The 11910-nt window shown below is 69.9% G+C and carries 14 protein-coding genes; 6 read left to right on the top strand and 8 right to left on the bottom strand.

Annotated elements, in window-relative coordinates:
• Positions 1–45: 45 nt before the first annotated feature.
• Positions 46–438: a chorismate mutase gene (locus AC1MEQ_RS18295; protein WP_479792743.1), complete on the bottom strand. Its 393-nt coding sequence runs from the start codon at positions 436–438 to the stop codon at positions 46–48.
• A gap of 41 nt (positions 439–479) precedes the next feature.
• Complete coding sequence (locus tag AC1MEQ_RS18290) at positions 480–1403, bottom strand: CPBP family intramembrane glutamic endopeptidase (protein ID WP_479792742.1); 924 nt, start codon at positions 1401–1403, stop codon at positions 480–482.
• A 92-nt stretch (positions 1404–1495) separates the two neighbouring features.
• On the opposite strand from AC1MEQ_RS18290, the gene AC1MEQ_RS18285 reads away from it, so the two are divergent.
• A complete protein-coding gene (locus AC1MEQ_RS18285) occupies positions 1496–1861 on the top strand; it encodes a hypothetical protein (protein WP_479792741.1) in 366 nt (121 codons plus the stop codon).
• A gap of 24 nt (positions 1862–1885) precedes the next feature.
• On the opposite strand, the gene mnmA is transcribed toward AC1MEQ_RS18285, so the two are convergent.
• From mnmA to AC1MEQ_RS18270, 3 genes are read right to left on the bottom strand one after another with little or no spacing between them, the layout of a single operon-like run.
• The gene (gene mnmA / locus AC1MEQ_RS18280) at positions 1886–3034 is read right to left on the bottom strand and encodes a tRNA 2-thiouridine(34) synthase MnmA (protein WP_479792740.1); all 1149 of its coding nucleotides are present in this window, start codon (positions 3032–3034) and stop codon (positions 1886–1888) included.
• Complete coding sequence (locus AC1MEQ_RS18275; RefSeq protein WP_479792739.1) at positions 3031–4269, bottom strand: cysteine desulfurase family protein; 1239 nt, start codon at positions 4267–4269, stop codon at positions 3031–3033. Before AC1MEQ_RS18275 ends, mnmA begins: the two co-directional genes overlap by 4 nt.
• Before the next feature lie 30 nt (positions 4270–4299).
• A complete protein-coding gene (locus tag AC1MEQ_RS18270) occupies positions 4300–5154 on the bottom strand; it encodes a hypothetical protein (RefSeq protein ID WP_479792738.1) in 855 nt (284 codons plus the stop codon).
• Positions 5155–5219: 65 nt separating this feature from the next.
• On the opposite strand from AC1MEQ_RS18270, the gene folP reads away from it, so the two are divergent.
• The 5 genes from folP (at position 5220) to AC1MEQ_RS18245 (ending at position 9098) form a co-directional block, all read left to right on the top strand.
• Positions 5220–6143, top strand: coding sequence for a dihydropteroate synthase (folP, locus tag AC1MEQ_RS18265; RefSeq protein WP_479792737.1), 924 nt, complete (start codon positions 5220–5222; stop codon positions 6141–6143).
• 9 nt (positions 6144–6152) lie between these two features.
• On the top strand, positions 6153–6929 hold the full coding sequence (locus AC1MEQ_RS18260) for a pyrimidine reductase family protein (RefSeq protein ID WP_479792736.1): 777 nt from the start codon (positions 6153–6155) through the stop codon (positions 6927–6929).
• 94 nt (positions 6930–7023) lie between these two features.
• On the top strand, positions 7024–7947 hold the full coding sequence (locus AC1MEQ_RS18255; RefSeq protein WP_479792735.1) for a J domain-containing protein: 924 nt from the start codon (positions 7024–7026) through the stop codon (positions 7945–7947).
• Between the two features lie 40 nt (positions 7948–7987).
• Entirely contained in the window at positions 7988–8449 is a 462-nt protein-coding gene (locus AC1MEQ_RS18250) for a tRNA (cytidine(34)-2'-O)-methyltransferase (RefSeq protein WP_479792734.1), read from the top strand.
• A 97-nt stretch (positions 8450–8546) separates the two neighbouring features.
• Positions 8547–9098: an anti-sigma factor domain-containing protein gene (locus tag AC1MEQ_RS18245; protein WP_479792733.1), complete on the top strand. Its 552-nt coding sequence runs from the start codon at positions 8547–8549 to the stop codon at positions 9096–9098.
• An 82-nt stretch (positions 9099–9180) separates the two neighbouring features.
• On the opposite strand, the gene AC1MEQ_RS18240 is transcribed toward AC1MEQ_RS18245, so the two are convergent.
• From AC1MEQ_RS18240 to AC1MEQ_RS18230, 3 genes are read right to left on the bottom strand one after another with little or no spacing between them, the layout of a single operon-like run.
• Positions 9181–9936 (bottom strand): PIG-L deacetylase family protein, encoded by a 756-nt coding sequence (locus AC1MEQ_RS18240; protein ID WP_479792732.1) that lies wholly within the window; start codon positions 9934–9936, stop codon positions 9181–9183.
• A gap of 1 nt (position 9937) precedes the next feature.
• Positions 9938–10879, bottom strand: a complete 942-nt coding sequence (locus tag AC1MEQ_RS18235; protein WP_479792731.1) for an electron transfer flavoprotein subunit alpha/FixB family protein — start codon at positions 10877–10879, stop codon at positions 9938–9940.
• 16 nt (positions 10880–10895) lie between these two features.
• Positions 10896–11714: an electron transfer flavoprotein subunit beta/FixA family protein gene (locus AC1MEQ_RS18230; protein WP_479792730.1), complete on the bottom strand. Its 819-nt coding sequence runs from the start codon at positions 11712–11714 to the stop codon at positions 10896–10898.
• Between the last annotated feature and the right edge of the window lie 196 nt (positions 11715–11910).

Raw genomic sequence — 11910 nt, 5'->3', positions numbered from 1 at the left:
GATCGGTACCCGGCAGCGGGCCCTGGCCGGTGGCGCGGACGCTGCTCAGCGTGCGTCGCCTCCCTCGGGCTGGCGCGAGGCCGAGATCGCCTGGTGGTGGCGGATGACCTCGTCGATGACGAAGTTCAGGAACTTCTCGGCGAACGCCGGGTCCAGGTGCGCCTCGGCGGCCAGCCGGCGCAGCCGGGCGATCTGGGCGGTTTCGCGGTTTGGGTCCGCCGGCGGCAGCTGGTGCTCGGCCTTGAGGTGCCCGACCTTCTGGGTGGCCTTGAACCGTTCGGCCAGCAGGTAGATCAGGGTGGCGTCGATGTTGTCGATGCTGCCGCGCACATCGAGCAGTTCGTGCATGACGGCGGGGTCGACGCTCCCGGCCAGGGAGGATGCGGTGGGGTCGTAATCCTCGTCCACGGGGGGCTGGGGGTCCGGCTCGTTGCTCATGATTTCCATCCTACGGGTGGGTCTGCCGATGCCCGGCGGTGTTACGCGGCGTGTGTGCTGCGCCGCGGAAGCTTCCAGAGCAGCACCGCTGCCAAAACGATGGGCAGGATCCACCCGGTCCAGCCCAGCGGGGCGACGACGAGCATGTCCAGCTCGGTGGTCGCGGCGAAGACCAGGAACAGCCCGGCCGCGGCGTTCAGGGCGCCGTGGGCCAGTGCCGCGGGCCAGACGCTTCCCGAGGCCAGGCGTAGCCAGGCGAAGACGGCGCCGAAGCTGATCGTCATGCCGGTCATCGCCAGCAGCCCCAGCCAACCGGGCACGCCGGGGTAGTTGTAGCCGAGCAGGATCAGCGGGGCGTGCCACAGACCCCACACGACCCCGGAGACCAGGACGGTGGCGGTCTTGCCCAGCGGTTCGAGCCGGGACACGAGCCAGCCGCGCCAGCCGATTTCCTCGCCGAGGGCGGGAACCAGGTTGATGACCGAGCCGATGAGCACGTTGAACAGCTGTCCGGCGATGAGCAGCCCCGCGGGCAGGGCGTCCAGCTGCGCCGCGGCCTGTGGTGCCTGCTGGGCCATGATCGCGCGCAGGGCGGTCAGGTTCGCGAAGTCCGCCGGGTAGAGACCCAGCGCAGCGCCGAGCAACAGCCCACCCAGCACCAGCAGGATCGGCAGCAGCAGGCCGGCGGCCAGGAACGCGATGAACGGGCCCACCGGCTTCAGCGGCCACAACCCCAGGCTGCGGGCGATGCCCGGGCCGCCGGGACGGTTCCCCGGTCTTTCGGCGAACCGGGTGGCCAGCACGGCGGCGACGGTGGGCGTGAACATCATCACCAGGGCGTAGACGGTGAACAGCGGATCGCCGAGCCCCTGGCCGCCGATCCACAACGGCAACGCCACCAGCCAGGCCAGCGCATAGGCCAGCACGACGTACAGGATGATCGGTTGGGGGCGGATGGACGACATGGTGTGGACACCTCGCGACGGCTGGACTCGGGCATATCCACCCTATCGGCGGCCCGGGCGTGCACCCGGCCATGGCCTACAGTGGGAGGGCCATGATGAGTAGACGAGACGCCGCGATCGCCCTGGACATCCCCCTGGAGATGGCCACCAAGCACGGGATCCCGTCCCGCCTATCCGAAGCGGAGCTGGCCGAACTGCAGGCGACTCCGCCGCAATGGCTCATCCAGTCGCGGGAGAACCGCCAGGGCAAGCGCGCCGTGTGGGTGCACCTGACCTGCGCGGTCTGCGGTCGCACGGAGGCCGCGCGGCCCAAGAAATGGTGGCCGGACTTCGACTTCGTCTTCTGCGATTCACACTCCCCGCGCGAGCTGCCCGCCGTCCCGGCCGGGCGCGTGCGCTGCGAATACGAACAGGTCGCCGGATGGCTGACCGGCGTGGTCGACGAGGCCGCGCACTAGCCACGCCGGCGCGGGACCTGCACGTCAGGAAACGCTGGCCGGATCCCAGGCGAGGCTGCGTGCCGTATCGATGGTCGCCTGGCCCAATACGCGGGTGCCCCGGTAGATGACCATGGTCTGACCGGGCGAAACGCCCTGCAGCGGCTCCTCGACGTCCACGACGAGCTCCCGGACGACGGCGGTTCCCTCGCCCGCGGCATCCTGAAGCCAGGCGATGGCCGGGACCGGATCCGCGTGGGCACGCACCTGGACCATGCACTCGAAGCGTTCCCCGGCCAGCGCCTGCGGCAGCGGCTGCCCGGCCCAGCTGACCTTGATCCCGCGCAACCGGTCCACCGAGAGCAGGCCCTTGGGCCCGACGACGACCTGGTTTTCCTTGGGCCGGATCTCCAGGACGAACCGCGGCTTGCCATCGGCCGCGGGACGTCCGATCTTCAGGCCCTTGCGCTGGCCCACGGTGAAGGCGTTGGCGCCGGGGTGGCTGCCGACGGAATTGCCCTCGTGGTCCAGGATCTCGCCCTCGGACAGCTCGATGCGTTCCTCGAGCCAGCCGCGGGTGTCCCCGTCGGGGATGAAGCAGATGTCGTGGCTGTCGGGCTTCTTGGCCACGGAGAGGCCCCGGCGCTCCGCCTCGGCCCGCACCTCGGCCTTCGAGGGGGTCTCGGCCAGCGGGAACAGCGAATGGGCCAGCTGCTCGCCGGTCAGCACGCCCAGCACGTAGGACTGGTCCTTCGCCCAGTCGGCGGCGCGGTGCAGTTCGGGGTTGCCCTCGGCGTCGGCGACGACCTTGGCGTAGTGGCCGGTGCACACGGCGTCGAAGCCCAGGGCGAGGGCCTTTTCCAGCAGCGCGGCGAATTTGATGCGCTCGTTGCAGCGCATGCAGGGGTTGGGTGTGCGCCCGGCGGCGTATTCGGCGATGAAGTCGTCGACGACGTCTTCCTTGAATCGTTCGGAGAAGTCCCAGACGTAATACGGGATGCCGAGCTTGTCGCAGGCACGCCAGGCATCGTTGGAATCCTCCACGGTGCAGCAGCCGCGGCTGCCGGTGCGCAGGGTCCCGGGCATGCGGGACAGCGCCAGGTGCACGCCGACGACGTCGTGCCCTGCGTCGACGGCCCGTGCCGCTGCCACTGCGGAGTCGACCCCGCCGCTCATTGCCGCCAATACCCTCATACCGATAATCCCGTTCCTGCTGTTTGGATCCTGCTTTGCCGTGCGGCCATCCCCGCTTGTTTAGCGCGTTCATGCGCTTCGGGCAGTGCGGCCACCAACGTCCCCACGTCGTCGGCCGTCGTCGTATGCCCGATCGTGAACCGTTGGGCCCCGCGGGCCGCCTCCTCGCTGTAGCCCATGGCCAGCAGGACATGGCTAGGGCGCGGGACGCCTGCGGTGCAGGCGGATCCGGTCGAGGACTGGACCCCGAGCATGTCCAGCACGAAGAGCAGCGAATCCCCCTCGCAGCCGGGGAAGGTGAAATGCGCGTTGCCGGGCAGCCGCTTTCCGGTGTTTCCCCCGTCCCCGGGGCCGGACAGCAGCGCGTCGGGCACCGCATCGCGCACCCCGGCGACCAGCAGATCCCGCAGGCCGGCCAGCCGTTCGGACTCCTCGGCCCGGTGGTCCGCAGCGTCCTGCGCAGCGGCCGCGAAGGCAGCGGCGGCGGCGGTGTTCAGGGTCCCCGAGCGCAGCGCCCGTTCGTGCCCGCCGCCGTGTTGGACGGCGGTGAGGACGACGTCGCGGCGCACCAGCAGCGCGCCGATCCCCACCGGGCCGCCGATCTTGTGGGCGCTGATGGCCATCGTGGCCAGACCGGAGTCGGCGAAGGACACCGGGACGGCGGTGAACGCCTGGACCGCGTCGGAATGCACGGGGATGCCGTGCGGGGTGGCCAGGGCCACCGCTTCGGCGACGGGCTGGACGGTCCCGACCTCGTTGTTCGCCCACATCAGCGTGGCCAGGGCGATGGACGACGGGTCCCGGGAGAGCTCGGCGGCGAACTGGTCCAGCCGGATCCTGCCGGTGGCATCGACGTCGATCCAGGTGATCTCCGCGCCTTCGTGGGCGGCCAGCCATTCGACGGTGTCCAGCACGGCGTGGTGTTCGATGGTGCTGCAGAGGATCCGCCGGCGGCCCGGCGCCGTGGCGGTGCGGGCCCAGTACAGGCCCTTGATCGCCAGGTTGTCGGACTCGGTGCCGCCGGAGGTGAAGATGACCTCGGAGGAGTGGGCGCCAACGGCGGTTGCCAGCCGCTCACGGGATTCCTCGACCACCATGTGGGCGCGACGACCTGCACCGTGCAGGGAGGATGGGTTCCCGGTACGGCTCAATTCATGGGTCATCGCGGCGAGCGCGGACGCCGACATCGGCGTGGTCGCCGCGTGGTCAAAATACACGGGCTGGGTGGCGGACACCGGTCAATTCTACCGCCGGTGCGCCCGATGTCAGTACCCCTCGGGCTCCGGGGCCGGGTTGAGCCGGTCACCATTGATACCCAGATCGGTCTGGAGGTCCAGCGCCCTGGCCTCGAGACGCGGGTCCCGGGCCAACTCGCGGACCAGCTCCACCGGGCCGCCGATGATGGTCGAATCCTCGTAGAGCTCGGTGGAGAACATCCAGGAGCGGTCGGCTCCCCAGGCAAGGTTGGGCGCCTGGCGTTCGGCGAACCCGTCCCCCGATTTCCACAGCGGGGAGGCTACATCGTCCAGGGTGCCGGAGAAGACGTAGTACTCGCGGTACCCCTCCGGTCCCAGGGCCAGACGGGGGCCGGCGAGGACGGCGTCGGTGAAGGCGGGGCGTTTGAGCTGCTCGCGCAGGAGGCGCTCGCGTTGGGCGGCTTCGGGGTCCTCTTCGGGTTCGGCGGCGGTGAGGACCTCCACGGCGTCCCCGCCCCGGATGAAGGCGTAGCCGTCCCAGAGGGCCAGGTAGGCATCGGATCCGGCATGGTGGCAGATGATGTCGGCCATTGCTGCCAGATCCGCGGCGGGCGGGCCATCGCCGCCGGGCGGTTCACCGTTCCAGGCGTCCTCTGTCCAGGGCATCCCGGTGTCGTCGATCCCGGACACGGCGGCGAATTGGGCCCCCGCGTGGAGTGTGGTCCCGCGTTCGGCGGCGATGTCGGCCCAACGCACGGGCCGGCCGTCCTCGTCGGTGGCCGGGTGGAAGATCCTCGCGTAGGCGGGGAAGCCCGCCGGGATCTGTGCGGCCGCGGTCGAGACCGGGGGGCGCTGGGAAAGGATGTCGGCGAGCGCGTCGGCGATCCACTGTCCGGGCTCTGCCCCGGCGAACGTCATGGCCATGCCGACCAGCCTACAAGCCGGGATGCTGGTAGAAATGAAGCACCCGTCCCGAGGAGCGTGAACTTGTGAGCCTGTACCTTCCCGAGCTCATCCACCCCGTCCACCATTTCGCGCACCGGAGCATCGACTTCTCCCGCCAGGTGGCCGTCATGGCCATCATCAACCGCACCCCGGACAGCTTCTACGACGGCGGGGCGACCTTCGCCCTCGAGGCCGCGGTGGGTGCCGCCCTGCGTGCGGTAGAGGACGGCGCGCAGTGGCTGGACATCGGCGGGGTGCCCTTCGCGCCGGGTCCGGAGCTTCCGTGGAGGGAGGAAGCAGAGCGGGTGGTCCCCGTGATCCGGGCCATCCGCGAGCGGACGGATGCGATCATCTCCGCCGATACGTTCCAGCCCCGGGTCGCGGCCTCCGCGATCGAGGCGGGGGCCGACGTCGTCAACGACACCACCGGGATCAGCCACCCGGACCTGGCCCGCGTCGTCGCCGATACCGGGGTGCACCTGGTCATCACCCATTCCCTGGCCCGCCCGCGCACCGCCTACCCCCGCCCGGCCTACGGCGACGTCACCTCGGAGGTGGCCAGGTTCCTGCAGGACAAGGTCGAACTGGCGCGTGGCCTGGGGGTCGATGGTTCGAAGATCGTCATCGATCCCGGGCACGACCTGAACAAGAACACGCTGCACACCCTGGAGGTCACGCGCCGGCTCGACGAGATCGCCCGGCTGGGATACCCGGTACTCGCCGCGGTCTCGAACAAGGACTTCATCGGCGAGACACTGGACCAGCCCAAGTCCGAACGCCTGCCCGGCTCACTGGCCGCCGCCACCATCTGCCTGATGAACGGGGCGCGGATCCTGCGCATGCACAACGTCGCCGAGTCCGTGGCTGCCGCCCGGCTGTTCGAGGCGGTGGCGGGCTGGCGTGAACCGGCGTATCTGCGGCACAACATAGGCGATGCGAACGAGCCGGCCCGGGTACCGGGCCGATAGGTTGGTTCCATGGTCCAGCAACTGATCCCCACCGACCCGGACGCCACCGGCACCGTCCTGACCGATGAGCAGCTTCTGGGCCTCTACGACCCCGAGCCGGGGCCGCACCCCTTTGTACGCTTCAATTTCGTCTCCTCGGCAGACGGGGCGGCCACCTGGGGCGGGATGTCCGGGTCGTTGGGTACCGACGCGGACCGGCGCATCTTCGCGCTCCTGCGCCGCCACGCCGACGTCCTCCTGGTCGGTGCCGGGACCATCCGGGCCGAGGGCTACGCCGGTGACCTGCTCGATCCCGGTGCCCAGGCCTGGCGCCGGGTTCGGGGCCTGCCCCCGCACCCGGGCATCGCCGTCGTCTCCGGGTCCCTCGACCTGGACCCCGCCTCCGCCTTCTTCACGGAGGCCCCGGTCCCCATCGTCGTCCTCACCGCGGGCTCCGCCGATCCCTCCCGCCGGGCCGCCCTGGAGCGGGTCGCCGAGGTCGTCACCGCCGGCGAGGGCCACGTCGACCCCCGCCTGGCGGTGGAGGCGCTCACCGGCCGCGGCCACCGGATCGTGCATTCGGAGGGCGGCCCATCCCTGTTTGCCACCTTCCAGCGCGCCGACGCGGTGGACAGCCTGTGCCTGACGACCAGTCCCCTGCTCGCCGGTGGCGGGCCACGGCGCATCGCCACCGGTCCGGCATCGGAACTGCGGCGGCTCGAGTTGGCGGTGCTGCTCGAGGAGGATGGCGCATTGTTCGCCGAGTACCGGCGCAGCGGCACCGGCCGGGCGTCGACCTCCGGCTAGTGTGGGTCCACGGCGGAACCGCAGGGAGGCGCCGTTCGTTCCGCAAGAACAGCAACTCACCAGGTGCCTTCCGGCACCGATGGAAAGGTCAGGCGTGTCCCCGGCAAGAACCCACTACGAGGTCCTCGGCATCAACCGCGATGCCACGGTGGCCGAGGTCAAGGCCGCGTACCGGCGGGCCGCCCGCACCACGCACCCCGACCAGGGAGGCGACGCGGCCCAGTTCCGGCTGGTGTCCCTGGCCTACCAGACGCTCAGCGACCCCTCGGCCCGGGCCACCTACGACCGCAGCTACGGCACCACGTCCGCCTACCGTGCCCCGTCCTCGGACGAAGCCGCCGGATCCACGACCTCCGCACGGGCCGAACCCACCGGGGGGCGCCGTTCCACGGCGACCGACCCGGTCCGCTACGTGCCGCCGTTCGGCGGCCCCGGCGAGCCTGTCCTGGAACAGCCGGTGGCCGCCCGCCACATCCATGGGGCACCGCGCAAGCGCGGGTTCTTCACCCCGCAGTCACGGCTGGCCCGCGAGGCGCGCACGGTGCGGCTGCTCTCCGGCAAGGTCCTCCCCCACCTGCCCGCCGCCCGCCTGGTCAACGGACTGCATTCACCAATCGAGCGCGGTTTCATCGACCACGCAGTGCTGGCCGGCTACCGGCTGGCGCTGGTCGGCTCCATGGTGTTGCCCCGCGGGTTCTACCGGTGGGACGGCGCCGCGCTGGCCCGTGACGGCAAGCTCCTGGATCCGCCGCACATGGCCGGGATGGTGCGCGGCATGCAGGAGGCGTTCCCGGAGCTGAACGTGACCGGGTGGACGGTCATCCACTCGGTGGACGACAACCTGCACGAACCGGTCATCGACTACGCCCGCGGTGCCGAACCAGCGGCTGCGACGCCCACGAACGTGGTCAACGCCGCAAACCTGGTCCGGGAAGTGAAGATGTTCCTGGGCACCGGACCCACCCCGAACGTGGTGGACGTGCCCGTGTTGGCCCGGCTGCTGGGCGGCATGTACTGACCGTCCGGCTCCGCGCCCCGGTCGGGCATAGGATCTAACGGTGTTCCGCATACTTTTCCTGACGCCCGAGATCCCCGGCAATACCGGCAACGCCATCCGCCTGGCAGCCGTCACCGGTGCCGAACTGCACCTGGTGGAGCCGCTGGGCTTCGACTTCTCCGATGCCAAGCTCAAGCGGGCCGGCCTGGACTACCACGACCTCGCCGTCGTCCAGGTCCACCCCGACCTGGAGACCGCCTGGGAGGTCCTGGCCCCCGAACGCGTCTTTGCCTACACGGCCGAAGGCGATGTCACCTATACCGACATCGACTACCGGCCGTCCGATGTGTTGATGTTCGGCCGCGAATCGGTCGGCCTGCCGGCCGAGGTCAAGGCGGATCCGCGCGTGACCGCCCGGGTCCGGTTGCCGATGCTGCCCTCGCGGCGATCGCTGAACCTGGCCAATTCGGCGTCGATCGTGGTCTACGAGGCGTGGCGGCAGCAGGGATTCACAGGCGCCTGATCCGGCCATCCGGCGTCGTCCTCCACCCTCACGCCACCGGCCTGCCCTAAGCTGGAATATGGGGGGGAAGACACCACACCAGCCAGGGATGAGGACCATGCAGCACAGAGAGCCCGAGGATTTCCGCTACGGGACGCCCGAGGATGCCCAGGATGACCTGGGGCTGGGGCTGGTCGACGACGTCGCCCAGCACCGGCCCGCGCGCCGGACTGCCCCGGTCAAGAAATGGATGCTGGTCGCCGGCGCCGCACTCGTGGTCGTGATCGGGGTCGTCGCCCTGGTCCTGGCGCTCATGCCCCGCGACGTCGTCGGTGACGTCGCGTCCGCCGCCGACGCCACGGAACAGACCGTGAAGGTCGACGGTGGCGGCCAGGCGGTCCTGCGGCTCTCCGCCTCCGAAGATGCCGGATCGCTGACATTGAACGACCTGGCCGGCGCCCCCCAGGGCCAGACCTACCAGGTGTGGGTGGAGGCCATCGGTGGCGGATCGGCCAGTTCGCTGAAGGTCCTGGACCCGAAGGACAAGCAAGCGACGGTCGGGTTCACGGCCCTGAAGGACATCGGATCGGTCCAGGTCACCACCGAGCCCGAGGGCGGCTCCAACGAGCCGGGCGAAAACTTCGTGCTGGACATCAACCTGCCCCGTTAGGCCACCCGCCCGCCGCGGGCAACACCAGTCGTCGAAACGGTGGGGCACCCGACCCGGGTGCCCCACCGTTGTCGTTCTCCGGTCAGAAACCGGCGATGGTGTCCGCGGCATTGACCTCCACGACGTGGAAGCTCTCGGCCAGCCGCCCGGCGCCCAGACCATGGGCCGAGGCCAGTGACTCGCTGTTCGTGCGCACGAACGCCTCCATCTTCGCCACGTCCGGGTGCTGGCTCAGGTGTGCGCGCAGCGCCGTCAGCTTCGCATCGAAGGTCCCGGTGATGTCCATCGCATGGTTCTCCCGCGCCTCGGGGGAACCATAGAGCCAGAGCCAGCGCAGCTTGAACGCCTCCAGCCCGGATTCCTGCAGGTCGGGATAGGCATAGGGGTTCTCCACCGCCGGATACACGGCCCGCGTGACGGACTCCCCACACGCCAGGTGGTCGGGGTGCGAGCGCTGCAGGCGGCTCCAGTCCCGTTCGGGGTGCATGGCCAGCACGACGTCGGGGCGCACCTGGCGGATGATCGCCACGACCTTGCGCTGCACCTCGTGGGACGGCTCCAGGAAACCGTCTCGTTCACCGAGGAAGTGCACCTCCTCCACGCCGACGGCGCGTGCGGCCTCCCGCTGCTCGGCGTGGCGCATGGCCACGATCTCCGCCCGGTGCGCCGGGTCGAACCCCCCGGCGTCGCCATCGGTCATGATGCAGTATTGGACCTCCACGCCGGCGCCCGTCCAGCCGGCGACCGTCCCGGACGCCCCGAAATCAAGGTCGTCCGGGTGGGCGCCGAAGCACAGCACGCGGCGCACGGTCTCCCGCGCCGGATCGAACACGGCCACGCTAGCCCTGTCGACGCTTGATCTCGGCGGCAGCCTGGGGTAGCACGGTGCGCACATCGCCCACAATGCCGAAGTCGGCGATCTCGAAGATCGGGGCGTCCTCGTCGCTGTTCACGGCAACGATGACCTGGGCGGTCTGCATGCCGGCCTTGTGCTGGATGGCCCCGGAGATCCCGGCTGCGATGTAGAGCTGCGGGGAAATCGTCTTGCCGGTCTGGCCGACCTGGTACGAGTGCTCGATCCACCCGGCGTCCGTGGCCGCCCGGGAGGCGCCCACCGCCGCGCCGAGGGCGTCGGCAAGTTCCTCGACCTGGCTGAAATCACCATCGACGCCGCGGCCACCGGAGACGACGATGCGCGCATCCTGCAAGGCGGGCCGGCCCGAGGCCGGTTTGGCCGCCGTGTGGGTGACAGTGGCCGCGGGGCCGGCGTCGGAGACCTCCACGGTGGTGACGGCCGGGCTGGCGGCGGCGGCATCGAGCGGTTCGATGCTGTTCGGTTTCACGGTGATGACCGGGATGCCCCGTGTGGAGCGTGCGGATACGGTGTAGCCGCCGGCGAGCACGGATTTGGTGACCGTCAGGTCCGCCGCGACGTCGATGGCGTCCGTGATGACACCGGAGGAGAGCTTGATGCCCACCCGGGCGGCGATTTCCTTGCCGTCAGCCGTGTTCGGCATCAGTACGGCAGCCGACTCGGTCGATCGGGCCACACCGGCCACGAGGGCTGCTTCCCCGGCGATGAGCGTTGCATCCAAGGCGGCGGAGGGCGCGTAGACTGCAGTCGCCCCGAGACCGCCCACGGCGCCGACCACGTCGTCGGTGACGGGGGCGCCGAAGACGACCACCGGTTCCCCGAGCCGATGCGCCAGGGTGAGCAGTTCACGCTGGGCCTTGCCCGGCTGTGCGGTGGGCGTGTTGATGAATACCAGAATGTTCGCCATGGTTTCCCCTCGGCTCCTAGAGAAGTTTCTTGTCGGCCAGGAAGTCCACCAGCTGGACGCCGGCGTCTCCCTCGTCGGCGATGACAGTGCCTGCGGTCCTCGGCGGGCGGGCCTGCGCATCCTCGACATGGGTCCAGGAGCCGGCGGTGCCGACCTGCGCGGCGTCCAGTCCGAGATCGGAGAGGGACAACGTCACCGTCTTCTTCTTCTTGGCACCCATGATGCCCTTGAAGTTCGGGTAGCGCGGCTCTTCGCCCTGGTCGGTGACCGAGACGATTGCCGGTAGCGGGGACTGCAGCGTCGTGGAGGTCGTGTCCGAGTCACGGCGGCCAGTCAGAACCGCGTCGTCCCCCAGCTCGAGCGAAGACACGAAGGTCAACTGTGGCAGCCCCAGCCGCTCGGCGAGCTGTGCCGGGACGATCGAGGTCTCACCATCCGTGGAGGCCATGCCGGCGATGACGACGTCGAATCCACCCAGGTGGTTGACGGCCGCGGACAAGGCCAGCGACGTGGCTGCGGCATCGGATCCGGCTAGGGCCGGGTCGCACACATGCACGCCGTCGGTCGCGCCCATTTGCAGTGCCTTTTTCACGGCCGCGGCCGCACGATCCGGGCCCATGGTCAGGGCGGTCACGGTGTGTCCGGCCTTCACGCCCCCGCGGCTCTCGATCAGCTGCAGGGCGGACTCGATGGCATATTCGTCCAACTCGGACAGGATGCTTTCGGACCGGTCGATGCTGTGGTCTGTATCCGCCAGATGGCGGTCGAACTGCGCATCCGGGACGTGCTTGACCAGGACCAGAACCCTCAGCGGTCCTCCGCTTGCCACGCTCATGTTTGCCTTTCGCCTTGACTCCTCCGGCCGTTCGCGGCCGGAACCATCGGTTCCGCGGGATTCCCCGCAAATTCCAGTTAATGAGTATTAACCTAGAGTAACGTCCGGGACAGTGCCCCGCCACCTTCCGGACGCGGCCCGGGCCTTCAGCCTAGCCGGGCGCACGCAGGCCGGTCGACGCCCCTGGGGAGACGCC

Source organism: Arthrobacter sp. ASL1, assembly GCF_056680475.1.
The sequence above is the reverse complement of the archived record's forward strand: the minus strand, read 5'-3'. Positions and strand labels throughout refer to the sequence as shown.